Below are 23638 nucleotides of genomic sequence, written 5' to 3'. Positions count from 1 at the left end.
CAGCCGTTGATTTCAGCACCTAAGGTCAGGCCGGTGGTTTGCGCAAGCACGGCAGATGTTTGCGTTTCAATTAAAAATGCTTCTCATTTAAGTTGTACGCCGGATTCCGCCGCGCCGCGCGCCGGCGGCGCCTCAGAGCCTGGCGCGCACCAGCTTGGGAGAAATGCCGAAGCGCCGCTTGAAGGCCGTGGCGAAGTTCGCGGCGCTGGTGTAGCCCGCGCAGTGCGCGACTTCCGCCACGCTGCAGCCTGTCTGCTCTAGCTGCGCCCAGGCGCGTTCCAGCCGCCGGTCGCGCCGGTAGTCGTCAATCGTCGTGCCGTAGAGCTGCTTGAACTGGCGCTGCAGCGCGCTGGGACTCAGGCCGATGTCGCGCGCGAGCTGGCCCAGCGGCTGCAGCGGCGGGTCGTTGCTGTCGAGCAGCGCCTTCAGGCCGGCCATGCGGCGGTGTTCGCGCATTCCCAGGGCGGCCGGCGCGCTGCTGTCCGGCGCCGCGCCATCGAGCGACTGCAGCGCTTCGTGCAGCAGCTCGAGCGTGCGGCTGAGCAGCAGCAGCGGGGCGCTGCCTTCGCGTGCCAGCTGGATGATCTGCTCGGTCACGGCAATGGCGCGCGCCGAAGGCTGCCAGGGATGTATCGCCAGCTGCTGCCTGTCGATCCAGGCGCGCAGCAGCGCGGGCAGAGCCTGGTCGGCAAGCCCCAAGGCCGGCAGCTGTTCGGGCGCCACGCTCAGGCTCAGCTTGCGCTCGTACTTGCCGCAGCGCCAGTGCCGCTCGAACTGGTCGCCGGGGCGCGAATGAACCAGCGCGCCGCAGGCCTGCAGGCCGGGCGCATCGGGCACCTGCATCTGCAGTGGCTGGCCGCCAAACGCCACATCCACGCTGCCTTCCAGCAGCACCACGATATGCACGCCGGGCTCGGCCGGCGTGGTGGTGTGCAGGGTGCGCAGATCCCTGGCTTCGACGCCGTGCAGCCAGATGCCGGGCTGTATCTGGATCGACTGGATATGGCCGCTGAGCAAGGCGTCCTGCCCCTCGACCTGGGCGTCCAGAAACCGGTAGTCCGGCCCTTGGAAATCGCGCGCGTGCAGCGTGCCCAGGCCCATCCAGCGGGGCTGCTTGCGCGAAAGGGAGACAAGAGACGAGGCCATGGGCGGCGGCGGATGCGCTTGTTGAGAATAATTCTTATTTTAAGCGGTTTCGCAAAAAGGCCTGCGTGGCGGGTCTGCCCACAGCGCTTGCCGCGTGCCGGCAAGTGGTCTGATGCGCTGCCAGGGAGCGCATCAGACGCCGTGCGCCAGGGCACGGCAGATTCATGCCGCCGCGGGGCGGCGGTCTCAATTCATCACGCCGGCGCCAGGACAGGCCTGCGCCAGCCGCAGCGCTTCAGGTCACCAGCGCCAGGGTACAGAACCAATGCAGGGGTTTCTTCATTGCAGTCCTTCCAGCAAGACAAGGGTTTCGCGACAAAGGCTGTGAGGGCGCTGATATTCGCAGGAGCATGGAGGCTTGCCGCGTTTTCTCTGCACGTCACTTTGGAAGAATGGCTTGGCGAAGGCGCCGTTGAAAGCCCTGTCGGAAGGCATTCTTCATTGGGGACAATATTAGCTTCATCCCCGGCCGAATCCAAAGAACAAGATCGACTTTGGTAGCTCCGAATCAGCATATGCGGCCTCTTCCTACAGTCGGCGACGCGCGCGCAAAGCGCCATGCATGGTCTGTTGCCGGCCCCGCGCAGCTGCGGCACGCAAGCCGATTTGCCATCGCGAACGAGAATTATTTGGTCGGAAGATTTTCGCCGCGATTATCTTTTGTGCTTGCGCTTGTCCGGGATCGCAGGTTTAAATGCACTTGAATGCGCCTGCCGCAGTTGTTCAGAAAATGCCTTGCCCGGAGTTGATTCATATCAAGTCCTGGTGGGTATTGCGGCATTAGCATTCCGATATGTCGCAATAACCGCTGCGCAAAGGTCAATGCAACGTCGAGCCGGCAAGGCCACTCGGTGGGTGGGCCGCAATATGCAGCGCTACAGGGGCCCGTCGAGGTCCCGGAAACGGTGAACCCATGACTGATAGAGCCAAAGAGGAGTTGCGCAGCTTTGCGTTTCTCACCATCGTGGTGGCACCAGTACTAGCGGGGGCGATCATCGCCGCCTACGGTTTCCTGGTCTGGTTCTATCAGATGTTTGCCGGGCCCCCGCATGTCTGAGCCCGGGCGCGTCTTGCCCGACGAACTCCATATCGCGAGTCTCGTGGTGCATGTGATGCCGCAGACCCTGTCCCATGTCGCGCAAGCCCTGCTGCAGGTCGATGACGCGCAGGTGCATGGCACCCATCCCGACGGCAAGCTGGTCGTGACCCTCGAAGGCCCCCATGCCGGCGCCATCATGGACAAGGTGGCGCAGATCCAGCAGATCGCCGGCGTGCTCAACGTCTCTCTCGTCTATCAACACGCCGAATCCCGGCATTTTCTGAACCAGGAGGTCGGCCATGACCAGCACCCGGCGTGATTTCGTTCGTCAATCGGCAGCTGCCGCCGCGGGGGCCGTGGCCGGCATTCCGATCCAGGCCGTGTCGCAGGACGCGGCCGGCAGCGCCAACGCGCAGCTGACCTGGTCCAAGGCGCCTTGCCGTTTCTGCGGCACGGGCTGCGGCGTGATGGTGGCCGTCAAGGACAACCGCGTGGTCGCCACGCAGGGCGATCCGCAGGCCGAGGTGAACCGCGGGCTGAACTGCGTCAAGGGCTATTTCCTGTCGAAGATCATGTATGGCGCCGACCGGCTGACCCAGCCCATGCTGCGCATGAAGAACGGCCAGTACGCCAAGGACGGCGAGTTCCAGCATGTCTCCTGGGACACCGCGTTTGACGTGATGGCCGAGAAGTTCAAGAAGGCGCTCAAGGACAAGGGCCCGACCTCGGTCGGCATGTTCGGCTCGGGCCAGTGGACGGTCTGGGAAGGCTATGCCGCGTCCAAGCTGTTCAAGGCCGGCTTTCGCTCGAACAACATCGACCCGAATGCGCGCCACTGCATGGCCTCGGCGGTGGCCGGCTTCATGCGCACCTTCGGCATGGACGAGCCCATGGGCTGCTATGACGACATCGAGGCCACCGACACCTTCGTGCTCTGGGGCTCGAACATGGCCGAGATGCACCCCGTGCTCTGGACGCGCGTGACCGACCGGCGCCTGAGCGCTCAGGGCGTCAAGGTGGCCGTGCTGTCGACCTTCGAGCACCGCTCGTACGAGCTGGCCGACATCGAGCTCACGTTCAAGCCGCAGACCGACCTGGCCATCCTGAACTACATTGCCAACCACATCATCCGCACGGGCCGCGTGAACCAGGAGTTCGTCTCCAAGCACTGCAATTTCAAGATCGGCAACCCCGACATCGGCTACGGCCTGCGGCCCGAGCATCCGCTGCAAAAAGCCGCCAAGAACGCCGGCGATGCGAACGGCTCCAAGCCCGCAACCTACGAGGAGTACGCCAAGTTCGTCTCCACCTATACGCTCGAGTACACGGCCGAGCTGACCGGCGTGCCCGCCAACCGCCTCGAGGCGCTGGCCGAGCTGTATGCCGACCCCAAGCGCAAGGTGGTGTCGTTCTGGACCATGGGTTTCAACCAGCACACGCGCGGTGTCTGGGCCAACAACATGATCTACAACATCCACCTGCTGGTGGGCAAGATCGCCACGCCGGGCAACAGCCCGTTCTCGCTGACCGGCCAGCCTTCGGCCTGCGGCACGGCGCGCGAGGTCGGCACGTTCTCGCACCGCCTGCCGGCGGACATGGTGGTCACCAATCCCGCCCACCGCAAGACCGCCGAGAAGCTCTGGAAGCTGCCCGAAGGCACGATTCCCGGCAAGCCCGGCTACCACGCCGTCGAGCAGAACCGCATGCTCAAGGACGGCAAGCTCAATGCCTATTGGGTGATGGTCAACAACAATATCCAGGCGGGTGCCAACCTTGCCCAGGAAGGCTATCCGGGCTACCGCAACCCCGACAACTTCATTGTCGTGTCCGATGCCTATCCCACGGTCACGGCGGTGGCCGCCGACCTGATACTGCCCACGGCCATGTGGGTGGAGAAAGAGGGCGCCTACGGCAACGCCGAGCGGCGCACGCATTTCTGGCACCAGTTGGTCAAGGCGCCGGGCGAGGCGCGCTCCGATCTGTGGCAGCTGATGGAGTTTTCCAAGCGCTTCAAGATCGAGGAAGTCTGGCCCGAGGAGCTGCTGGCCAAGAGCCCCGAGTTCCGCGGCAAGACGCTGTACGACGTGCTGTACCGCAACGGCCAGGTCGACAAGTTCCCGGCCACGCAGATGGAGGCCGGCTACGAGAACGACGAAGCCAGGCACTTCGGCTTCTATGTGCAAAAGGGCTTGTTCGAGGAATACGCGGCGTTTGGCCGCGGCCATGGGCATGACCTCGCGCCGTTCGACGAGTACCACAAGGTGCGCGGACTGCGTTGGCCCGTGGTCAACGGCAAGGAAACGCGCTGGCGCTACCGCGAAGGCTCGGACCCCTACGTGAAGGCCGGCAGCGGCTACCAGTTCTACGGCAACAGCGACGGCAAGGCGATTGTCTATGCGCTGCCCTACGAGCCCGCGGCCGAGTCGCCCGACAAGGAGTTTCCGTTCTGGCTGTCTACGGGCCGCGTGCTCGAGCACTGGCATTCGGGCTCGATGACGCGCCGCGTTCCCGAGCTGCACCGCGCCGTGCCCAATGCGCTGTGCTACATGCACCCCGAGGACGCCAAGGCCCTGGGCCTGCGCCGCGGCAGCGAAGTGGAGATAGCCTCGCGGCGCGGCGCGATGCGCTCGCGCGTCGAGACGCGCGGACGCAACAAGCCGCCGCGCGGCCTGGTCTATGTGCCCTGGTTCGACGCCAGCCAGCTGATCAACAAGGTCACGCTGGACGCCACCGATCCGATTTCATTCCAGACGGACTTCAAGAAGTGCGCAGTGAAACTGACCAAGGTCTAGCCATAGGAGTGTGGATCATGCAATTCATTCGTACTTTGGGCCTGCTGCTGATGCTCTGCACGGGCGCGGCCTGGGCCCAGCCCCTGGGCCAGAACTTCCACGACAACGCGCGCGGCCCCACGCCCATCATGGAAACCACCAAGCCGCCGGTGCTGGGCAACGCGGTCAACGACGACGTGCGCCGCACGCGCAACTATGCGATGCAGCCGCCCATCATCCCGCACCGCGTCGACGGCTACCAGATCGACAAGAACTTCAACAAGTGCCTTGACTGCCATTCGCGCACCAAGGCCGAGATGTTCCAGGCCGTGCCGGTGTCGATCACGCATTACATGGACCGCGACGGCAACATGCTGGGCCAGGTCTCGACGCGGCGCTATTTCTGCATGCAGTGCCATGTGGCCCAGGACCCGGTGCGGCCGCTGGTCAACAACACGTTTGTCGACGTCGACACGCTGCTGCTGCAATCGCTGCGCAACCAGGCGCCGGGCAAGCCCCAGAAGAAAAACTGACGCGGCCCCCGGCAGCAAAAGGTCACCACCATGATGAATTTCATCAAGCGCTACTGGGCGGTCATGCGCCGCCCCAGCGTGCACTTCAGTCTCGGTTTCCTGACCATAGGCGGCTTCATTGCCGGCATTCTTTTCTGGGGCGCGTTCAACACCGCAATGGAGCTGACCAACACCGAGAAGTTCTGCACGGGCTGCCACGAGATGCGCGACAACGTGTTTGCCGAACTCAAGAGCACCATCCACTACACCAACCGCTCGGGCGTGCGCGCGATCTGCTCGGACTGCCATGTGCCGCACAACTGGACCGACAAGATGGCGCGCAAGATGCAGGCCTCCAAGGAAGTCTGGGGCAAGATTTTCGGCACCGTCGACACGCCGGAGAAGTTCCAGGCCAAGCGGCTGGAACTCGCCCAGCATGAATGGGCGCGCTTCAAGGCCAATGATTCGCTCGAATGCCGCAACTGCCACAACTACGACTCCATGGACATGACGCGCCAGAGCCTGCGTGCGCAGAACATGCATTCGACCTATCTCGCCAACAAGGAGAAGACCTGCATCGACTGCCACAAGGGCATTGCCCACAAGCTGCCGCATATTCCACCGGGCCAGGCGCCCACCGACAGCCCGGGCCAGGTCGTGCCCATGCCCGTGGCGGCGGTGGCCGTCAAGCCGTAACTGCATGGAGCCTACGGCCTGGGCTGACTTGTCTCTTGCGGTGTCCGGCTGGGGCTGCGTGCGCAATGGCCGTGTGCTGCTGCGCGAGCTGTCGTTCGAGCTGGGCGCAGGCCAGCTGCTGGTGCTCAAGGGGCGCAACGGCGCGGGCAAGAGCACGCTGCTGCGCAGCCTCGCGGGGCTGATGCCGTGGCGCGCGGGCCGGCTTGCCTGGGCGGGCCAGACCCTGGCGCCCAGCGCCGCGCCCTACCAGCAGCAGCTGGCCTATCTGAGTCACCAGGCCGGCATGAACGATGCGCTGACGGCGCTGGAAAACCTGCGCTTCGCGCTGGCGCTGCAAGGCCAGGCCTGGAATGCCGCGCATGTCGCCCGTACTCTTGCCACGCTGGGCCTGCAGGACCTGGCCGCGCGCCCTTTCGGGCGGCTGTCGCAGGGCCAGCGCCGGCGCCTGGGCCTGGCGCGCGTGGTGCTGGGCAATCGTCCGCTGTGGCTGCTTGATGAGCCCGACAATGCGCTCGACGACGAGGGCAGCGCCTGCCTTGCCGGAATACTCGCGGCGCATTGCGCTGCCGGCGGGCTGGCCATTGTGGCGACCCACCGCGGCCTGGCGCTGCCCGAGAGCGGCATGCGCACGCTGGACCTGTCGCGCCTGCCGTGCGCCGGCGCGCCGGAGGCCGCATGCTGAAAGCCGTCTTCGTGCGCGAGATGCGGCTGGCCCAGCGCCGGCCCGCGCAGGCGCTGGGCGGCCTGCTTTTCTTTGTGCTGGTCGGCAGCCTGTTTCCGCTGGCGCTGGGGCCCGACAGCGCCTTGCTGCGGCAGATCGCCCCGGGCGTGGTCTGGGTCGCGGCGCTGCTGGCGCTGCTGCTGGGCCAGCATCAGCTGTTCGAAGGCGAGCTGGCCGATGGTTCGCTGGAGCAATGGGCGCTGGCTGCCACGCCGCTGTGGCTGCTGGTCGGCATGAAAGTCGCGGCCCAGTGGCTGATCGCCGCCGTGCCGCTGCTGCTGGCCGCTCCCGTGCTGGGCTGGCAGTACGGCATGACCGCCGATGCCGTCGGGGTGCTGCTGGCCGCGCTGGCGCTGGGCACGCCCAGCTTGAGCCTGCTCGCGGCCCTGGGCGCGGCGCTGACGCTGGGCCTGCGCGGCCAGCTGCTGCTGGCGCTGGTGGTGCTGCCGCTGAGCATTCCGATTCTGATTTTTGGCAGCCATGCGGTGACCCAGGCCAGCCTGGGCCTGAGTGCCGCGCCCGCGCTGAACCTGCTGGGCGCCTGCCTGTGCCTGGCGCTGCTGGCCATGCCATGGGCCATTGCACAGGCGCTGCGCCTGGCGCTGGAATGATATGAACAAGCTCTTGACCGCAACTTCGCGCGCGCCGCAGGCGGCGCAGTCCGGCTTTCGCTGGCGCCAGCTGGCTTCGCCGCCGGTGTTCTTTGACTGGGCCGGCCGCGCCTGGCCCTGGTTTGCCGCGCTGGCGCTGCTGCTGGCCGCCGCCGGGCTGTGGGTGGGCCTGGTGCTGGCCCCGACCGACCACCAGCAGGGCGAGGTCTACCGCATCATCTTCCTGCATGTGCCCGCGGCCTGGATGTCGATGTTCATCTACCTGATTGCCGCCGCGCATGCGGGCCTGGGCCTGGTCTACCGCACGCGCTTGTCGCCGCTGCTGGCGCGCGCGCTGGCGCCCACGGGCGCGCTGTTCACCGTGATCGCGCTGTGGACCGGCGCGGCCTGGGGCAAGCCGACCTGGGGCGCGTGGTGGGTCTGGGATGCGCGCCTGACCTCGGAGCTGATCCTGCTGTTCCTGTACCTCGGCTACCTGGGCCTGGTCTCGGCCATAGAGGACCCGCAGCGCGCCGACAGCGCCGGCGCCATCGTGCTGCTGGCCGGCGTGGTGAACATTCCCATCATCTATTTCTCGGTGCAGTGGTGGAGCACACTGCACCAGGGCGCGACCATACGCTGGGACGCCGCGCCCAGCATGAACCAGACCATGCTGGCGGGCATGCTGCTGATGGCGCTGGCCTGCTGGGCCTATGCGCTGGCGGTGGCGCTGGTGCGCACCCGCTGCCTGATTCTCGAGCGTGCCCAGGAGGAGCAGCTGTAATGCAAAACCATGGCTTTTATCTGATGCTGGCCTATGGCCTGGGCGCGGCCTTGCTGGTCGCCGAAGTGCTGCTGCTGTGGCGGCGCAGCCGGCGCGCGCGCTGCGCCGTGCACGACAAGGAGATGCCGTGATCAAACCGCGCCAACGGCGGCTGCTCTGGGTGCTCGCGGGCGTGGTGCTGGTCGCCGCGGCCGTGACCCTGGTGCTGCGCGCGCTCGATGCCAACGTGATGTTCTTCTACAGCCCCAGCCAGGTGCATGCGGGCGAGGCGCCGCAGGGCGCGGCGTTCCGGCTGGGCGGGCTGGTCGAGGCCGGCTCGGTGCAGCGCGGCGGCGCTGCAGGAGGCGGCGTGCAGGTGCAGTTTGTGGTGACCGACCAGGTGCAGCGCGTGGCCGTGCAGTACCAGGGCCTGCTGCCCGATCTGTTTCGCGAAGGCAAGGGCGTGGTGGTCGCCGGCCTGCTGCTGCCCACGGGAATCTTCCGCGCCACCGAAGTGCTGGCCAAGCACGATGAGAACTACATGCCGCCCGAAGCCGCCAAAGCGCTCAAGGACGCGCTCGAAGATGCGAAGCAAGAAAAGGCCAGGCCATGATCGCTGAACTGGGCGTTTTCTCCATGGTGCTGTCGCTGATCGTCGCGGCGCTGCTGGCCTGCCTGCCGCTGGCCGGCGCGCAGCTGGGCATTCGCAGCTGGGTGGCGCTGGCGCGGCCGGCGGCGGCGCTGCACTGCCTGCTGTCGCTGCTGTCGATTGCCATCCTCACCTGGTGTTTCTGGGCCGGCGACTTCTCGGTGCTCTATGTGGCGGCCAATTCGCACAGCGAGCTGCCCATGGTCTACAAGCTCACGGCCGTCTGGGGCGGGCATGAAGGCTCGATGCTGCTGTGGCAGGTGATGCTCGCCTGCTGGACGCTGGCGGTGGCCTGGCGCAGCCGCGCGCTGCCGCCCGAATTTGTCGCCCGCGTGCTCGCGGTGCTGGGCTGGATCAGCGTGGGCCTGCTGCTGTTCCTGCTGTTCCTGTCGAACCCGTTCACGCGCCTGGTGCCGGCCGCGCTCGAAGGCAAGGACCTGAACCCGCTGCTGCAGGACCCGGGCATGGTGTTTCACCCGCCGCTGCTCTACATGGGCTATGTGGGCTTTGCCGTGCCGTTCGCGTTTGCGCTGGCGGCGCTGATTTCGGGCGAGCTGGGCGCGGCCTGGGCGCGCTGGTCGCGCTCCTGGACGCTGGCCGCCTGGGGCTTTCTGACGCTGGGCATTCTGCTGGGCAGCGCCTGGGCGTACTACGTGCTCGGCTGGGGCGGCTGGTGGTTCTGGGACCCGGTGGAAAACGCCTCTTTCATGCCCTGGCTGCTGGGCACGGCGCTGCTGCATTCGCTGATCGTGACCGACCAGCGCGGCGCGTTCCGCAGCTGGTCGGCGCTGCTGGCGATCTGCGCGTTCTCGCTGTGCCTGCTGGGCACGTTTCTGGTGCGCTCGGGCGTGCTGACTTCGGTGCATGCGTTCGCGGTCGATCCGGGGCGCGGGCTGTTCATCCTGTGCTTCATCGTGGCCGTGGTCGGCACCTCGCTGTGGCTGTTTGCCTGGCGCGCCGCGTCGCTGGGCCAGGGCGGCGGCCAGTTCGGCCTGCTGTCGCGCGAGACGCTGCTGCTGGTCAACAACGTGCTGTTCAGCGCGGCCGCGCTGGCTGTGCTGATAGGCACGCTGTACCCGCTGGCGCTCGACGTGCTGCGCGACGAGAAGATCTCCGTGGGCCCGCCGTATTTCCAGGCCGTTTTCCTGCCGCTGGTGCTGCCGGCCGTGGCGCTGATGGCTCTGGGTGCGGTCGCGCGCTGGAAGCTCAGCACCTGGGCCGAGATCTGGCGCCGGCTGCGCGCCGCGCTGGCCTGGACCGTGGTCTGCGCCGTGGTGCTGCTGCTGTCCAACGGCCGGCTGGGGCCGCGCATTTCGCCGGCCACGCTGCTGGGCGTGACGCTGGGCCTGTGGTGCGTGTTCGGCACGCTGGCCCATGCCTGGCAGCGCCTGGCGCCGGGCTGGCGCGAGGGGCAGGGCTGGCAGCGGCTGGCACGCCAGCCCTGGGGCTGGTGGGGCATGCTGATGGCGCATGCGGGCGTGGGCATCTTCGTGCTCGCGGTGAGCCTGGCCGACGGGCTGGAAAGCAAGCGCGAGACCAGCGTGGCCCAGGGCGAAACCGTGGAGCTGGCGGGCTACCGCTTCCGCTTCGACAGCCTGGCGCCCGCGGCCGGCCCGAACTACGATGCCCAGCGCGCGCAGTTCAGCGTGCGCCACGGCGATGAGGAATGGCTGATGTTTCCCGAGAAGCGCGTCTTTCGCGCGCAGACCATGGGGCTGAGCCAGGCGGCCATCGACAGCGGCTGGACGCGCGATGTGTTTGTCGCGCTTGGCGAGCCGCTCGATGAAGCCGGCCGCAGCTGGAGCGTGCGCCTGCAGATCAAGCCGTTCATGGACTGGATCTGGCTGGGCACCCTGATGATGGCGCTGGGCGCGGGACTGAGCCTGATGGACGCGCGCTTTCGCGTTGCGCGCCAGCGTGCGCCCCGGCGCGCTGCGGCGGCTCTGCAGGAAGGGCCGGCCTGATGCGCTTTGCCCTGCCTCTGGCGATCTTTCTCGCGCTGGCCGTGATGCTGGGCCTGGGACTGCAGCGCGATCCGCGCGCGCTGCAGACCGCGCTGCTTGATCAGCCGGCGCCGGCCATCGCGCGCCCCTTGCTGGAAGACCCGCGCCAGCCGTTCGATCAGGCCGCGCTGCGCGGCCAGGTCTGGCTGCTCAATGTCTGGGCCTCGTGGTGCGCGCCCTGCCGCCAGGAGCTGCCGCTGCTGCTTGAATTCTCGCGCCGCGACCAGGTGCCGGTCTACGGCCTGAACTACAAGGACCAGCCCGACAAGGCCAGGGCCTTGCTGCGCGTCGCGGGCAACCCGTATGTCGCTTCGGCCGTGGACGCCGACGGCCGCACGGGCATGGACTTCGGCATACAGGGCGTTCCCGAGACCTTCGTGATCGACGGCCAGGGCCGCGTGCGCTACCGCCATCTGGGGCCGGTGACGGCCGAAGTCTGGCAGCAGAAATTGCTGCCTGTCGTGAAGGCCGTGCAATGAAGATGCGCCACACCATGTTGCTGATGGCCTGGGCCGCGCTGGCGCTGCAGGCCAGGGCCGACGCAGGCCTTGCGCAGCGCGAAGGCGCGCTGGCCGCGAAGCTGCGCTGCGTCGTATGCCAGAACCAGACCGTGGCCGAATCGCAGGCGCCCATCGCCAAGGACATGCGCGAGGAGATCAAGGCGCAGCTCGCGCAGGGCCGCAGCGACGCCGAAGTCGTGGCGTTCTTCGAGCAGCGCTACGGCAGCTTCGTGCGCTATACGCCGCCCTGGCGGCCTTCGACCTGGCTGCTGTGGTGCGGCCCGTTTCTGGCGGTGTTCGCGGGCCTGGCGCTGCTGCGCAGGACGCTCAAGCAGCGCTCGGCCGGCGCCATGCCGCTGACGCCTGCCGAGCGCGAGCGCGCCAACGACTGGCTGCAGCAGACCGATGAGGAGAATCGCCCATGACCCCGATGCACTGGCTGTGGCTGGGCGCGCTGGCGCTGATATTGCTGAGCCTTGCGGTGCTGCTGGCGCCGCTGCTGCGCGAACATGCAGGCCCCGGCGAGATCCGCAGCGACGCCGTGCTGCGCCGTCTCTATCAGGCGCAATGGGAGGAGCTGGCGCGCGAGCAGCGCGCCGGCCACCTGAGCGACCTGGAACATGGCCAGGCCAGGGACGAACTCCAGCGCCGCCTGCTGGCCGAGCTCGGGCACCGTCCCGCGCAGCCACGCGCGCGCCACTGGCCGTGGCTGCCGCGCGCCAGCGCCCTGGGCCTGGCCGTGCTGCTGCCCGTGGCGGCATTCGCGCTCTATCTGCAGGTCGGCGATCCCCAGGCCGCGGCGCGGCTGGCGCAGGCCGATGAGGTGGGCCATGGCGGTGCCGACGCCCAGGTCGAGGCCATGGTCGAAGGCCTGGCGCGGCGGCTGCGCGCCGAGCCGCGCAATGTGCCGGGCTGGGTGATGCTGGCGCGCTCGTACGAGACGCTGGAGCGCTACGACGCCGCGGCCCGGGCCTATGCGCAGGCCCTCGTCGGCGCGCGCCAGGGCGAACCCGACAGAGAGCTGGAAGCGCGCCTGCTGGCCGACATGGCCGATGCGCTGGGCTCGGCCCAGGGCGGCGATCTGCAAGGCCAGGCCGGCGCGGCGATAGAGGAGGCCTTGCGCCTCGATCCGCGCCAGCACAAGGCGCTGGCGCTGGCCGGCAGCGCGGCCGTGCGCCAGGGCGATTTCGCGCTGGCCGCGACCCATTGGCGCGCGCTGCTGGCGCTGCTCGAGCCCGGGTCGGACATCGCGCTGCGCGTGCAGGACGACCTGCTGCAGCTAGCGACGCTGGACGCGTCGGCGCCGCCACCGGCAGCGCCCACCCCGCCGGCCGCTGCGCGCGCGGACCGGCTGTCGGGCGAAATCCACTGGCCGGCATCGGTGCAGGCAATGCCCTTGCCGCGCGAAGCCAAGGTGTTCGTGATCGTGCGCGCCGACGCCCAGCCCCAGCCGGTTGCCGTGCTGCGCCTGCCGGCCAGGCCGCTGCCTGCACGGTTTGCGCTGGGCGCGGAGCATCTGCTCAACCCGGCCGTCGACATGACGGATTTCGCGGCACTGCGCATTGCCGTGCGGCTGTCGCCCAGCGGCGCGGCGCTGCCCGCGGCCGACGATCTGCGCAGCGCCACCATCACGGTCAAGCCCGGCGACAGCGCGCTGCGGCTCGAGATGCCCGGCCGCTGAGCGCGCTCAGGCAATCATCGGTGGCTGCGCGGCGCCGGGCTGGTGCATGCGCGCCTTGAGGTTCTCGAACACCTGGCGCGTGATCGGATTGACGACATGGCTGCGGATGTAGAGCCTGTAGACCAGATCGGGCAAGGCCGGCATGCCGTCGCCCTTGCCCAGCACCCGCAGGCCAGGATCCAGCTGCTCCACGCCGCGCGCGGTCACGCCCAGGCCGGCGCGCAGCGAGGCGCGTATGCCGACAAGACTGGTGCACATGTGGCGTTTGCTCCAGGCGATGCCGGCCGCATCGAGCGCGTCGCAGCCCACGCGGCTGAAGATGCTGGGGCCGTCGGCCAGCACCAGCGGTATCGGCTTGGCCGGGTCGTGCGCATAGTTGGCGCCGCAGAGCCAGACCGTGGGGCTGGAGCGCAGCACAAAGCCTTCGTAGCCAGCATCCTCGCGGTTGGAGATCGCCAGGTCGAGCTCGCCCTGCTTGAGTGATTCCATCAGAAAGGGGCTGCGCCCCACATGGACGGCAACCTGCATGCCGGGAAAGTTGAGCACGATCTCCTGCAGCACGGGCGGCAGCATGTTGTCGGCCGCGTCGTGCGGCGCGCCTATGCGCACCAGGCCTTGCACCTGGCGCTGCTGCAGGTTGCGCAAGGCCTCGTCGTGGATGGCCAGCATGTGGCGCGCATAGCCCAGCAGCCGCTGGCCGCGCTCGGTCAGCTGCTTTTGCCGGCCCTGCTTCTCGAACAGCGGGTGGCCTATGCGTTCTTCCAGCCGCTGCATCTGCAATGTGATGGCCGACTGCGTGCGCCCCAGCTGCACCGCGGCCGCGGCAAAGCTTTTCTGTGCGGCAATGGTCGTCAGGGTGCGCAGCAGGTCAAGATCAAGTGTCTCCATACTTTAATTTTATTGAAGTGTTCGTTGGGCAGACATGGATTGTTTCCTTGGCGGGGCTTGACTACAGTGGACTGTACCGATTTGACGAGGCATTCCATGAACACGATGACAGAACAACGCCAGCAGGCCGTGACCCAGGCCATTGACACGATGAAGAGCGCGATCGGCGCCGCGCCCGTGAACCGCCAGAGCCTGGAGACGGTGCTGCAGGCGCTCGACGGGCTTGCCGGCCAGACCGCGCTGTGGCAGCAGGCCGACTACCCGGCGCCCGAAGCGGGCGAGCACCAGGCCCGCTACCTCATTGCCGAGGACGCTGACCAGAGCTATGCGCTGTATCTCAACGTCATGCGCCCCGGAAAGCGCATCGTGCCGCACAACCACACGACCTGGGCCTGCATTGCGGCCGTCGAGGGCACGGAGCACAACCGCGTCTACGAGCGCACCGATGACGGCAGCGTCGCGGGCCAGGGCACGCTGCGCGAGACCGATCTGGTGGTGGTCGCTCCGGGCCAGGGCATTGCGCTGATGCCCGAAGACATCCACGCGGTGGAGATCCGCGGCGATCAGGTGATACGCCATCTGCACATGTACGGCCGGGCGCTGGAGACGCTTACTGCGCGCACCAGCTACGACCTCGAGACCGGCACCTGCCAGACCATGGGAATCGGCGTGCAGACGCGCCGCTGAGCAGCCGCTTCCCTCTTTCCATCTTCCGCATTTGCACCGGTGCGCCTCGAAGGCGCACGGGAGCGGTGTTGTCCAAATTTCCCCCAAACCGCAATGACTGAATACGTCACCGCTCCCCTTCTGAAGTCCTGGCTGCATGACGGCCGGGAGATCGCGCTGCTTGACGTGCGCGAACACGGCCAGTACGGCGAGGCCCATCTGTTCTATGCCACGCCGCTGCCCCTGAGCCGGCTCGAAGTCGATGCGCCGCGCCTGGTGCCGCGCCAGGGCGTGCGCACCGTGGTCTATGACAGCGGCGAAGCCGAGGGCGTGGCCGAGCGTGCCGCGGCGCGTCTGGCGGCGCTGGGCTACAGCCAAGTGGCCGTGCTCGACGGCGGAACACGCGCCTGGACCGCGGCCGGCTACCGGCTGTTTGCGGGCGTCAATCTGCCGTCCAAGACCTTCGGCGAGCTGGTCGAGCATGCCTATGGCACGCCGCGCATCACGGCGCAGCAGCTCGCTGCCATGCAGGCCGCGGGCGAGCCGCTGGTGGTGCTCGACGGCCGGCCTGTGAGCGAGTTCCACAAGATGAACATTCCCGGCGCGCTGTGCTGCCCGAACGGCGAACTCGCCTACCGCATTCGCAGCCTGGTGCCCGACGCGCAAACGCCCATCGTCATCAACTGCGCGGGCCGCACGCGCTCCATCATGGGCGCGCAGACGCTGATCAATCTGGGCCTGCCCAACCCGGTGTTCGCGCTGGAAAACGGCACGCAGGGCTGGTATCTCGCGGATTACACGCTGGAGCATGGCGGCGCGCGCCGCTATGGCGCCGATTCCGGCGACACGGCGCTGCGGGCCGCGGCACGCGAGCTCGCCGAACGCTTCGAAGTGCCCCATGTCGATGCGGCCACGGTGCAGGCCTGGGCCGCCGATGGCGAGCGCAGCCTGTTCCTGTGCGACGTGCGCACGCCCGAGGAGTTCGAGGCCGGCTCGCTGCCCGGCGCGCAGCACACGCCCGGCGGCCAGCTGATGCAGGCGGGCGACCAGTACGTGGGTGTGCGCGGCGCGCGGCTGGTGCTGTTCGACAGCGACGGCGTGCGCGCTCCCGTCGTGGCCAGCTGGCTGCGGCAGATGGGGCATGACGCCAGTGTTCTGCAGCACGGACTGCACAGCGGGCTGGCGCTGGTGCCGCGCGCCGCGCCGCAGCCGCCCGCATTGCCCGAGATCGGCGCCCGGGAACTCGCGCAGCGCCTGGAGCAGGGCGAAGTCGCGCTGGTCGACCTGCGTCCCAGCATGGCCTACCGCGCCGGCCATGTGCGCGGCGCGCAGTGGTCCATACGCCCGCATCTGGCGCGCGATCTGCGCGCCGAGACCCGCCCCGTGGTGCTGATCGCCGACGAGCCGGCGCTGGCGCAATGGGCGGCGCTGGAACTGCCGCGCGCGCCGGCGCTGCTGCAAGGCGGCATGGCGGCCTGGAAGCAGGCCGGACTGCCGCTGCAAGGCACGCCCGACCAGCCCATGGATGCGCAATGCATCGACTATCTGTTCTTCGTGCACGACCGGCACGACGGCAACAAGGAAGCTGCGCGGCAGTACCTGGCCTGGGAAACCGGCCTGCTGCCCCAGCTCGACGCGCTCGAGCGTTCCGCCTTCAAGCTGCCCCAGACAGCGGCGGAACACGCTTAAACCCACCATCACCAGGAGACAAGACCATGAACCCCACCGCATCCCTGAAAAGAGTGCTGGCTGCCACCTTCGTAGGGCTGGCTGCGCTGGCCGCGCTGGCGCCGGCCGCGGCCGAGCCGCTGGCCAAGCGCAACGGCTTTCCCGACCAGCCCATACGCTTCATTTCGCCTTTCCCTCCGGGCGGCGGCAATGACGCCAGCACGCGCTGGGTGACCGCGCGCCTGACCGACGCCACGGGCCAGCCATCGGTGGTGGAGAACCGCGGCGGGGCCGGCGGCAACATCGGCGCGCGCGCGGTGGCCGAGGCCAAGCCCGATGGCTATACCTTGCTCACGGGCCAGGTGTCGCTGCTGGCGGTCAATCCTTCGCTGTACAAGTCGCCGGGCTTCGATCCGCTCAAGAGCTTTGTGCCTATCACGCAGATCAATGCCGCGCCGATTGCCATCGTGGTCGCGGCGGCTTCGCCGATCAAGAGCTTTGCCGACCTGGCCGCGCGCACCAAGAGCGATCCGGGCAAGATCACCTTCGCCACGCCCGGCAACGGAACGCTGTCGCATCTGGTGGGCGTGGTGCTGGCCAAGGAAAACGGTGTCTCCATGACCCATGTGCCCTACAAGGGCGCGGGCCCGGCGCTCAATGATCTGCTGGGCCAGCAGGTCGATGTGATGATCACCTCGACATCGTCGGTGGGCAGCATGATCCAGGCGGGGCAGATCCGCGCGCTGGCCGTGACCAGTCCGCGGCGCATAGGCGTGTTCGCCAAGGTGCCGACGCTGGAGGAAATGGGCTTGCGCGACACCCATTTCGAGGACTGGTATGGATTTTTCGCGCCGGCCGGCACTTCGCCCGAACGCGTGGCCTACCTGAATGAGACCATCGTGCGCACGCTGCGCACTCCCGAAGTCACTCGCATGATTGTGGAAGGCGGCAGCGAAGTCGTGGCCAGCACGCCCGAAGCGTTCGCGGCGCAGCTGCGCCAGGATGTGGAGCGCTGGAGCAAGCTCGTCAAACTGTCCGGCGCCAAAGTGGATTGAAGTGGATTGACCTGCAACGCGGCCCGCCCGGCCGGCGCGCGGCGCGCGCCGGGCACGGCTGCATTTTTTCACGCACACCATGACGACCGACAGCAACTCTTTTCCGGACCCAGGACTGCGCACCCGTCTGCTCAGAGCCGGCAGAAACCCGGCCTACACGGGCGGCAGCGCGGTCAATCCGCCGCTGGTCCGGGCCAGCACCGTGACGTTCGACAACACGCAGCACCAGCGCGAGATGCGCGCGGCGCGCGGCCATGACCGGGTCTTCAGCTACGGTGCACGCGGCACGCCCACCACGTTCGCGCTGGAAGACGCGGTCAGCGAGCTTGAAGGCGCCTATCGCACGCGGCTGCTGCCCACCGGGCTGGCGGCCATAGGCATGACGCTGCTGAGCTACCTCCAGCCCGGCGACCATGTGCTGCTGACCGACAGCGCCTACCAGCCCGTACGCCATCTGTCGCAGCAGTTCCTGCAGCCCTATGGCATCGAGTACAGCTTCTTTGCGGCGGACGGCAGCGATCTGCAGGCCAAACTGCGGCCCAACACCCGCATGGTGTATGCCGAGTGCCCGGGCTCGCTGGTCTATGAGATGTGCGATCTGCCGGCGCTGGCCGCCGTGGCCCATGCGCATGGCGCGCTGGTCGTGGCGGACAACACCTGGGGCTCGGGCTGCCAGTACCGGCCGCTGGCGCTGGGCGCCGACGTGTCGGTCATGGCCGCGACCAAATACCTGTCGGGCCATTCCGATGTGATGATGGGCACGGTGGCGACGACGCGCGCGGCCTGGGAGGCACTGGCCGCGCGCTGCGATGCCTTCGGCATGACCGTCAGCCCCGACGACGCCTGGCTGGTGCTGCGCGGCATGCGTTCGCTGGCCGCGCGCCTGCAGATGCATGAGGCGCATGCGCTGCAGGTCGCGCACTGGCTGCAGTCGCAGGCCGCGGTGCGCACGGTGTTCTGCCCGGCGCTGGCTTCGCATCCCGGCCATGCGCTGTGGCTGCGCGACTGCCAGGGAACGAATGGCCTGCTGTCGATAGAGCTTGCGCCCGGCACCGCGAGCGCGGCGGTGGACCGCTTCATCGACGGCCTGCAGCTGTTCGGGCTGGGCGCGTCCTGGGGCGGCTATGAAAGCCTGGTGACCGCGGCCCACATGGACCAGGCGCGCAGCGTCACGGACTGGAGCGCGCGCGGCCCCGTGGTCCGATTGCATATCGGCCTGGAAGACCCTAGCGACCTGATCGCCGATCTGACCCAGGCGTTAGAGAACCTGCGGCCAGTCGAAAGCTGAGGGCGGCGCGCCGCGCTTCAGCCCAGCGTCAGCAGGAACTGCTCGAGCGCCGCGGCCACGGCCAGCATCTCGCGGTCGGCGTTGCGCTTGCCCACCAGCATCCAGCCCACGGGCATTTCGCCGCACTGGCGCGGCAGCGGCAGCGAGACCGCGGGCAGGTCGTAGAAGTTGAACACCGAAGGGTTGCGCAGCACCAGCATGTTGGTGCGGTGGAACAGGTCTTCGTCGTCCAGGCTGGCTATCGTCGGCGCGATCACCGGCACCGTGGGCAGCAGCAGGATGTCGAGATCGGCGATCGCGGCATCGAGCTGGGGCTGCAGCCGCGCGCGCGCCTGCTGCACGCCGACGTAGTGCGCGGCCGCAATGGTCTCGCCGCGGCGCAACCGCGACAGCACCAGCGCATCGAGCTCGCTTTCGCGGCCCGCGGCAAGCAGCGCACCGTGGATATGCGCGGCTTCGGCGGCAATCAGCGTGCCTTGTTCCTGCAGCCGGAACGGCGCGCCCAGCAGTTCGTCCAGCGCCAGATCGCTGACGCGCGCCCGGGCACTTTGCAACGCGGCGACGCCCGCCTCGAATGCGGCCAGCACCTGGTCATCGGTCTGGCTGAACAGCAGGCCGCGCGGCAGGCCCACGCGCAGTCCGGCGACGGCGCGCGCGGCCAGCGGCTGCGCTGGCTGGCCCGACAGCACGGCGTCGGCCTGGGCGCAGTCGCTCACGCTGCGCGCCAGCGGGCCCACGGTGTCCAGCGAGAACGACAGCGGGAACGCGCCTTCGCGGCTCACGCGCACCTGCGTGGGCTTGAAACCGGTCACACCATTGAACGCCGCGGGAATGCGCACCGAGCCGCCGGTGTCCGAACCGATGGCGATCTCGCACATGCCGCGCGCCACGGCGACACCCGCGCCCGCGGAGGAGCCACCGGGAATGCGCGTCGCATCGCACGCATTGCCCGGCGTGCCGTAGTGGGGATTGATGCCTATGCCCGAGAAAGCGAACTCGGTCATGTTGGTCTTGCCGATGATGACCGCGCCGGCGGCGCGCAGGCGCTGAACGATCACCGCGTCGCGGGCCGCGGGCGGCGCGTCGCGCAGCACCCGGGAGCCGGCCGTGGTCGCTTCGCCGGCAACATCGAACAAGTCCTTGATCGAGACGATGCGTCCATCGAGCGGGCCCAGCGTGATGCCGGCCGCGGCGCGCGCATCGGCGGCGGCGGCGGCGGCCAGCGCCGGCGCGTCATAGACCTGGGTGAAGATGCGGGCGCCTTCAGCGCCGGCATCGGCAATGGCGCGCAGCGCCTGTTGGGTGCGTTCTACGGAAGTCATGGAGCGCGACTTTAGCAGGCGGCCCGGGGCCGGACTCAGTCGGCGTGCGTGGCCGACCCGCCCGCATGCGCCTGGTCGGCAAGCCAGTCGGCGAACTTGTCGCGCGCGCTGAAGGCCGGCGTGTCGCGCTTGCTGCAGAGAAAATAGCCGCGGCCGCACGACACATCGATGTCGAACGGCATCACCAGTTCGCCCTGCAGCAGCTCGCGCTCGACCAGGCAGCCGGGCACCACGGCCACGCCCATGCCGGCCTTGGCGGCGACGATCAGGTGCATGGTGAGATCGAAGCCCGGGCCCAGCGCGGGCTTGCAGGGCGCGCCGGCCTTGGTGAACCAGCGCTCCCAGTTGTCGGGAAAGTTGGTGTGGTGCAGCAGGGTCGCGCGCTGCAGGTCCTGCGGTGCGCGAAACTCCTTGCGCCAGCGCGGCGTGCACACCGGAATCAGTTCGCGGCCCAGCAGGTAGCGCGTCTGGATATGGTCGGGCCAGCGCCGGCGCGGGCGCTTGACTTCTATCCACAGGTCGACGTCGTCGCGCGTGAAGTCCTCGTCGTGCTTGAACTGGCGCAGCTCCACGTTCACATCGGGGTGGCGCTCGTTGAACAGCGGCAGGCGCGGCATCAGCCACTGGATGGCCAGCGTGGGAATCACGCTCAGGCGCACGCGCTGGGGCTGGGCCAGCTGCCCCATGGTCTCGGCCGCCGATTCGAGGGCCAGCACATGGCGCTCGGTCAGCTTGCGCAGCTGCACGCCGCGCGGCGTCAGCGCCACACCCGCGGGCAGGCGCTCGAACAGCCGGCCGCCCGCGAGATGCTCTTCGAGGCGCTGCACGGCGCGGCTCACGGCCGCCTGGGTCACGCACAGTTCCTCGGCCGCGCGCCTAAAGCTGCCCTGGCGACAGACGGCCAGAAACGCATGCAGTTCGACCAGGGAAGGTGAGCGGATCTTCATGATGAGGGTGATTACATTATGTCATCGCGTCGGATGAAATTGTCGTTTGTCGGCGCCGGCCGGCGTTCGTAACATCGCGCCTTCTTCATCGAGGCAAACATGCACTTCAACAGACGCGAATTCGTAAGCCTGGCCGCGGCCGGAACCCTGGCACCGCTGGCGGCTGCGCATGCCCAGGCCGCATACCCTTCGAAGCCGATCACGCTGGTCGTGCCGTTCACGCCCGGCGGCTCGGTGGACAATTCGGGCCGGCTGATCGCCGACCGCCTGAGCCGCGAGCTGGGCGTTCCCGTGCTGGTCGACAACAAGGGCGGCGCCGGCGGTGCGATGGGCTCGGTCTACGTCGCCAAGGCCAAGCCCGACGGCTATACGCTGATCGTCACCTCGCAGAGCACGCATGTGGTCAACCCCGCCGTCAACCCCAATCTGCCGTATGACGCGGTCAAGGATTTCGCGCCGATCACGCTGATCGACCGCCTGGCCAATGTGCTGCTGGTCAACGCCGATCTGCCGGTGCGCACGTTTGCCGAACTCGTCAAGTACGCCCAGGCCAATCCGGCCAAGCTGAACTACGCCAGCGCCGGCACGGGCTCGGTCTCGCACCTGAGCATGGAGCTGATGAAGAACCAGGCCAAGCTGCCGATGACGCATATTCCCTACCGCGGCTCGGGCGTGGCGCTCAGCGATCTGCTGGCCGGCCAGGTGCAGCTCACCTGGAACAATCTGTCGTCGAACCTGGCCAACATCCGCAACGGCAAGCTGCGCGCACTGGCCGTGGCCGCGCCGCAGCGCGTGTCGCAGCTGCCCGACGTGCCCACGTTCGCCGAACTCAAGCTGCCCGATCTGAACCTGACCTCGTGGACCGGCCTGGCCGCGCCCGCGAACACTCCCGCGCCCATCATCGAGCGGCTGTACCGCGCCACGCGCAAGGTGCTGCAGGACCCGGCGACGCGCGCGACCTGGGTGGACAAGGGCATGATGGTGCCCGAAGACGTGTCGCCCCAGGCCTACCAGGCCGAGATCGTCGAACGCATCAAGTTCTACCAGCGCATCGCCAAGGCCAACAACATCGTTCTCGAATGACAGCCACCCTCGAGCGCTCAGGCGAGTACCCGCGCATCTACGACTTCCTGCCCTACGAGCAGGAGCTGGTGGCGATACGCCGCCATCTGCACCGCAACCCCGAGCTGGCGTTTGCCGAGCATGGCACGTCGGACTTCATCGCGGCCAGGCTGCAGGAGTGGGGCTACGAAGTCACGCGCGGCATTGGCGGCACCGGCCTGGTCGGCACGCTGCGCCTGGGCGAGGGCAAGCGCCGCCTGGGCATTCGCGCCGACATGGACGCGCTGCCCATCCAGGAAGCCACGGGCGCCGAACACGCGAGCTGCGTTGCGGGCCGCATGCATGCCTGCGGCCATGACGGCCACATGACCATGCTGCTGGGCGCGGCCAAGTACCTGGCGCGCCACCGGCGTTTCAGCGGCAGCCTGCACCTGATCTTCCAGCCCGCGGAGGAGCGCGGCTTCGACAGCGGCGGCAAGGCCATGGTCGACGAAGGCCTGTTCGAGCGCTTTGCCTGCGACGCGGTCTATGCGATGCACAACCACCCTGGCATGCCGCAGGGGCGCTTCATGCTGCGCAGCGGCGCTTTCATGGCCGCGGGCGACCGGGTGTTCGTGAAGATCGTCGGCACCGGCGGCCATGCGGCGCGGCCGCACCTTGCGGTCGATCCGCTGGTCGCGGCCTCGGCCATCGTCATGAGCCTGCAGACCGTGGTGGCGCGCAATGTCGATCCCGCCGAATCGGCCGTCGTGACCGTGGGCCGGCTGCGCGCCGGCGACGCGCTCAACGTGATTCCGGACCACGCCGAGATCGGCATCAGCGTGCGCTCGTTCTCGCCCGAAATGCGCGCGCTGCTCAAGCAGCGCATCTGCGCGCTGATCACGGGCGTGGCCGAGGCCCATGGCTGCAGCGCCGAGATCGACTATGTCGAAGGCTATCCCGTGGTCGTCAACGACGCCGACGCCGTGGCGCTGGCCGCCGAGGTGGCGACCGATCTGGTCGGCGCCGATGCGGTGGACCGCGAGTTTCCGCGCCTCATGGGCAGCGAAGACTTCGCCTATATGCTGCAGCGCTGCCCGGGCGCGCTGGTGCGCATAGGCAACGGCCCGGCCGAAGGCGGGCGCGGCCTGCACAACCCCAGGTACGACTTCAACGACGTCAACCTGCCTTATGGCGCCGCGTTCTGGAGCCAGCTCGCCGAGCGCTTTCTGCGCTGAGTGCAATGCACCGGCTGGTCGCCGGGACGATCACGCGCTGGTCCGGGTGCATGGCCACATAGCGTAAGATTCGCCCCGATCACAGGTGTTTCATGGCGTATTGCACGCCAGAAATGAAACGGGAAGCAGGTGCGTGGACCCTCCACAAACCCTGCACTGCACCCGCAACGGTAATCAGAGTATCTGCACACAGGCCATCGCCCACGCCGATGGCGGCCACTGCGCAAGCGGGAAGGCGTGTGCGGAATTCAGTCCGCTGGACTGAACTCTGTGAGTCCGGAGACCGGCCTGTTGTGAACAAGGCCGCAGCGGGAGTGCATGGGGCTTGGTGGACGGCTGCCTGTGCAGCCGCGCCTTGCATTTCTCACCCCTCTGCACGATTCATTCATCCGGCCCGGGACGCGGCCAGACTGACGATTGATTTTGCATGCAGCAAGCATCTGGCGATCTGCCC

24 protein-coding genes and 1 riboswitch are annotated in these 23638 nt (G+C 68.1%); of the genes, 20 read left to right on the top strand and 4 right to left on the bottom strand.

Annotated elements, in window-relative coordinates:
• Window positions 1–132: 132 nt before the first annotated feature.
• The gene (locus ACSVDO_RS16515) at window positions 133–1146 is read right to left on the bottom strand and encodes a helix-turn-helix transcriptional regulator (RefSeq protein WP_332537626.1); all 1014 of its coding nucleotides are present in this window, start codon (window positions 1144–1146) and stop codon (window positions 133–135) included.
• Window positions 1147–2059: 913 nt separating this feature from the next.
• On the opposite strand from ACSVDO_RS16515, the gene napE reads away from it, so the two are divergent.
• From napE to ccmI, 14 genes are read left to right on the top strand one after another with little or no spacing between them, the layout of a single operon-like run.
• Window positions 2060–2203, top strand: a complete 144-nt coding sequence (gene napE, locus ACSVDO_RS16510) for a periplasmic nitrate reductase, NapE protein (protein ID WP_213293422.1) — start codon at window positions 2060–2062, stop codon at window positions 2201–2203.
• Between the two features lie 13 nt (window positions 2204–2216).
• Entirely contained in the window at window positions 2217–2504 is a 288-nt protein-coding gene (locus ACSVDO_RS16505) for a chaperone NapD (RefSeq protein ID WP_489593465.1), read from the top strand.
• Window positions 2485–4977 (top strand): periplasmic nitrate reductase subunit alpha, encoded by a 2493-nt coding sequence (napA, locus tag ACSVDO_RS16500; RefSeq protein ID WP_489593463.1) that lies wholly within the window; start codon window positions 2485–2487, stop codon window positions 4975–4977. Before ACSVDO_RS16505 ends, napA begins: the two co-directional genes overlap by 20 nt.
• A 17-nt stretch (window positions 4978–4994) precedes the next feature.
• On the top strand, window positions 4995–5489 hold the full coding sequence (locus tag ACSVDO_RS16495; RefSeq protein WP_332537631.1) for a nitrate reductase cytochrome c-type subunit: 495 nt from the start codon (window positions 4995–4997) through the stop codon (window positions 5487–5489).
• A gap of 30 nt (window positions 5490–5519) precedes the next feature.
• Window positions 5520–6164, top strand: a complete 645-nt coding sequence (locus ACSVDO_RS16490) for a cytochrome c3 family protein (protein ID WP_489593462.1) — start codon at window positions 5520–5522, stop codon at window positions 6162–6164.
• A 4-nt stretch (window positions 6165–6168) separates the two neighbouring features.
• Window positions 6169–6846: a cytochrome c biogenesis heme-transporting ATPase CcmA gene (gene ccmA, locus ACSVDO_RS16485; protein WP_489593459.1), complete on the top strand. Its 678-nt coding sequence runs from the start codon at window positions 6169–6171 to the stop codon at window positions 6844–6846.
• Window positions 6847–6899: 53 nt separating this feature from the next.
• The gene (gene ccmB / locus ACSVDO_RS16480) at window positions 6900–7496 is read left to right on the top strand and encodes a heme exporter protein CcmB (RefSeq protein WP_489596427.1); all 597 of its coding nucleotides are present in this window, start codon (window positions 6900–6902) and stop codon (window positions 7494–7496) included.
• Between the two features lies 1 nt (window position 7497).
• Window positions 7498–8259, top strand: a complete 762-nt coding sequence (gene ccmC / locus ACSVDO_RS16475) for a heme ABC transporter permease CcmC (RefSeq protein WP_489593458.1) — start codon at window positions 7498–7500, stop codon at window positions 8257–8259.
• A complete protein-coding gene (gene ccmD, locus ACSVDO_RS16470) occupies window positions 8259–8390 on the top strand; it encodes a heme exporter protein CcmD (protein ID WP_489593457.1) in 132 nt (43 codons plus the stop codon). Before ccmC ends, ccmD begins: the two co-directional genes overlap by 1 nt.
• The gene (gene ccmE, locus ACSVDO_RS16465; protein ID WP_489596425.1) at window positions 8390–8851 is read left to right on the top strand and encodes a cytochrome c maturation protein CcmE; all 462 of its coding nucleotides are present in this window, start codon (window positions 8390–8392) and stop codon (window positions 8849–8851) included. Before ccmD ends, ccmE begins: the two co-directional genes overlap by 1 nt.
• Window positions 8848–10851 carry a heme lyase CcmF/NrfE family subunit gene (locus tag ACSVDO_RS16460; RefSeq protein ID WP_489593456.1) on the top strand — a complete coding sequence of 668 codons (2004 nt, stop codon included), beginning with the start codon at window positions 8848–8850 and terminating at the stop codon, window positions 10849–10851. The genes ccmE and ACSVDO_RS16460 overlap by 4 nt, the downstream gene beginning before the upstream one ends.
• On the top strand, window positions 10851–11369 hold the full coding sequence (locus ACSVDO_RS16455; RefSeq protein WP_489593454.1) for a DsbE family thiol:disulfide interchange protein: 519 nt from the start codon (window positions 10851–10853) through the stop codon (window positions 11367–11369). The genes ACSVDO_RS16460 and ACSVDO_RS16455 overlap by 1 nt, the downstream gene beginning before the upstream one ends.
• Window positions 11366–11815, top strand: coding sequence for a cytochrome c-type biogenesis protein (locus tag ACSVDO_RS16450; RefSeq protein WP_489593452.1), 450 nt, complete (start codon window positions 11366–11368; stop codon window positions 11813–11815). The genes ACSVDO_RS16455 and ACSVDO_RS16450 overlap by 4 nt, the downstream gene beginning before the upstream one ends.
• Window positions 11812–13071, top strand: a complete 1260-nt coding sequence (ccmI, locus tag ACSVDO_RS16445) for a c-type cytochrome biogenesis protein CcmI (protein ID WP_489593450.1) — start codon at window positions 11812–11814, stop codon at window positions 13069–13071. Before ACSVDO_RS16450 ends, ccmI begins: the two co-directional genes overlap by 4 nt.
• A 6-nt stretch (window positions 13072–13077) precedes the next feature.
• Here the strand turns inward: ccmI and ACSVDO_RS16440 are convergent, their stop codons facing one another.
• Window positions 13078–13959 (bottom strand): LysR substrate-binding domain-containing protein, encoded by an 882-nt coding sequence (locus ACSVDO_RS16440; RefSeq protein ID WP_332536847.1) that lies wholly within the window; start codon window positions 13957–13959, stop codon window positions 13078–13080.
• Window positions 13960–14055: 96 nt separating this feature from the next.
• Here ACSVDO_RS16440 and ACSVDO_RS16435 point away from each other — a divergent pair, with 96 nt between their 5' ends.
• The 4 genes from ACSVDO_RS16435 to metC all read left to right on the top strand — a co-directional run bounded on the left by ACSVDO_RS16435 (window position 14056) and on the right by metC (window position 18636).
• Window positions 14056–14646, top strand: coding sequence for a cysteine dioxygenase family protein (locus ACSVDO_RS16435; RefSeq protein ID WP_332536846.1), 591 nt, complete (start codon window positions 14056–14058; stop codon window positions 14644–14646).
• A 93-nt stretch (window positions 14647–14739) separates the two neighbouring features.
• On the top strand, window positions 14740–16314 hold the full coding sequence (locus ACSVDO_RS16430; protein WP_489593448.1) for a rhodanese-like domain-containing protein: 1575 nt from the start codon (window positions 14740–14742) through the stop codon (window positions 16312–16314).
• 26 nt (window positions 16315–16340) lie between these two features.
• On the top strand, window positions 16341–17348 hold the full coding sequence (locus ACSVDO_RS16425; protein ID WP_489593446.1) for a Bug family tripartite tricarboxylate transporter substrate binding protein: 1008 nt from the start codon (window positions 16341–16343) through the stop codon (window positions 17346–17348).
• Between the two features lie 79 nt (window positions 17349–17427).
• Entirely contained in the window at window positions 17428–18636 is a 1209-nt protein-coding gene (gene metC, locus ACSVDO_RS16420) for a cystathionine beta-lyase (protein ID WP_489593445.1), read from the top strand.
• A gap of 17 nt (window positions 18637–18653) precedes the next feature.
• Here the strand turns inward: metC and ACSVDO_RS16415 are convergent, their stop codons facing one another.
• Window positions 18654–19958, bottom strand: a complete 1305-nt coding sequence (locus ACSVDO_RS16415) for an amidase (RefSeq protein ID WP_489593443.1) — start codon at window positions 19956–19958, stop codon at window positions 18654–18656.
• A gap of 35 nt (window positions 19959–19993) precedes the next feature.
• Window positions 19994–20905: a LysR substrate-binding domain-containing protein gene (locus tag ACSVDO_RS16410; RefSeq protein ID WP_489593442.1), complete on the bottom strand. Its 912-nt coding sequence runs from the start codon at window positions 20903–20905 to the stop codon at window positions 19994–19996.
• Between the two features lie 99 nt (window positions 20906–21004).
• On the opposite strand from ACSVDO_RS16410, the gene ACSVDO_RS16405 reads away from it, so the two are divergent.
• On the top strand, window positions 21005–21988 hold the full coding sequence (locus ACSVDO_RS16405) for a Bug family tripartite tricarboxylate transporter substrate binding protein (protein WP_489593441.1): 984 nt from the start codon (window positions 21005–21007) through the stop codon (window positions 21986–21988).
• The gene (locus ACSVDO_RS16400; RefSeq protein ID WP_489593439.1) at window positions 21985–23184 is read left to right on the top strand and encodes a M20 aminoacylase family protein; all 1200 of its coding nucleotides are present in this window, start codon (window positions 21985–21987) and stop codon (window positions 23182–23184) included. Before ACSVDO_RS16405 ends, ACSVDO_RS16400 begins: the two co-directional genes overlap by 4 nt.
• A 66-nt stretch (window positions 23185–23250) precedes the next feature.
• Window positions 23251–23490: riboswitch (cobalamin riboswitch) on the top strand.
• The last annotated feature ends 148 nt before the right edge of the window (window positions 23491–23638 follow it).

This window comes from Comamonas sp. DB36, assembly GCF_057914905.1.
Note: the sequence above shows the minus strand (reverse complement) of the source record. Positions and strands in the feature narration are given on the sequence as shown.

Excerpts from the sequence above, each read along its gene's own strand:
- ACSVDO_RS16515 (WP_332537626.1), bottom strand. The coding sequence starts at position 1,146 with ATGGCCTCGTCTCTTGTCTCCCTTTCGCGCAAGCAGCCCCGCTGGATG.
- napE (WP_213293422.1), top strand. The coding sequence starts at position 2,060 with ATGACTGATAGAGCCAAAGAGGAGTTGCGCAGCTTTGCGTTTCTCACC.
- napA (WP_489593463.1), top strand. The coding sequence starts at position 2,485 with ATGACCAGCACCCGGCGTGATTTCGTTCGTCAATCGGCAGCTGCCGCC.
- ACSVDO_RS16495 (WP_332537631.1), top strand. The coding sequence starts at position 4,995 with ATGCAATTCATTCGTACTTTGGGCCTGCTGCTGATGCTCTGCACGGGC.
- ACSVDO_RS16490 (WP_489593462.1), top strand. The coding sequence starts at position 5,520 with ATGATGAATTTCATCAAGCGCTACTGGGCGGTCATGCGCCGCCCCAGC.
- ccmA (WP_489593459.1), top strand. The coding sequence starts at position 6,169 with ATGGAGCCTACGGCCTGGGCTGACTTGTCTCTTGCGGTGTCCGGCTGG.
- ccmC (WP_489593458.1), top strand. The coding sequence starts at position 7,498 with ATGAACAAGCTCTTGACCGCAACTTCGCGCGCGCCGCAGGCGGCGCAG.
- ccmD (WP_489593457.1), top strand. The coding sequence starts at position 8,259 with ATGCAAAACCATGGCTTTTATCTGATGCTGGCCTATGGCCTGGGCGCG.
- ACSVDO_RS16460 (WP_489593456.1), top strand. The coding sequence starts at position 8,848 with ATGATCGCTGAACTGGGCGTTTTCTCCATGGTGCTGTCGCTGATCGTC.
- ACSVDO_RS16455 (WP_489593454.1), top strand. The coding sequence starts at position 10,851 with ATGCGCTTTGCCCTGCCTCTGGCGATCTTTCTCGCGCTGGCCGTGATG.
- ACSVDO_RS16450 (WP_489593452.1), top strand. The coding sequence starts at position 11,366 with ATGAAGATGCGCCACACCATGTTGCTGATGGCCTGGGCCGCGCTGGCG.
- ccmI (WP_489593450.1), top strand. The coding sequence starts at position 11,812 with ATGACCCCGATGCACTGGCTGTGGCTGGGCGCGCTGGCGCTGATATTG.
- ACSVDO_RS16440 (WP_332536847.1), bottom strand. The coding sequence starts at position 13,959 with ATGGAGACACTTGATCTTGACCTGCTGCGCACCCTGACGACCATTGCC.
- ACSVDO_RS16435 (WP_332536846.1), top strand. The coding sequence starts at position 14,056 with ATGAACACGATGACAGAACAACGCCAGCAGGCCGTGACCCAGGCCATT.
- ACSVDO_RS16430 (WP_489593448.1), top strand. The coding sequence starts at position 14,740 with ATGACTGAATACGTCACCGCTCCCCTTCTGAAGTCCTGGCTGCATGAC.
- ACSVDO_RS16425 (WP_489593446.1), top strand. The coding sequence starts at position 16,341 with ATGAACCCCACCGCATCCCTGAAAAGAGTGCTGGCTGCCACCTTCGTA.
- metC (WP_489593445.1), top strand. The coding sequence starts at position 17,428 with ATGACGACCGACAGCAACTCTTTTCCGGACCCAGGACTGCGCACCCGT.
- ACSVDO_RS16415 (WP_489593443.1), bottom strand. The coding sequence starts at position 19,958 with ATGACTTCCGTAGAACGCACCCAACAGGCGCTGCGCGCCATTGCCGAT.
- ACSVDO_RS16410 (WP_489593442.1), bottom strand. The coding sequence starts at position 20,905 with ATGAAGATCCGCTCACCTTCCCTGGTCGAACTGCATGCGTTTCTGGCC.
- ACSVDO_RS16405 (WP_489593441.1), top strand. The coding sequence starts at position 21,005 with ATGCACTTCAACAGACGCGAATTCGTAAGCCTGGCCGCGGCCGGAACC.
- ACSVDO_RS16400 (WP_489593439.1), top strand. The coding sequence starts at position 21,985 with ATGACAGCCACCCTCGAGCGCTCAGGCGAGTACCCGCGCATCTACGAC.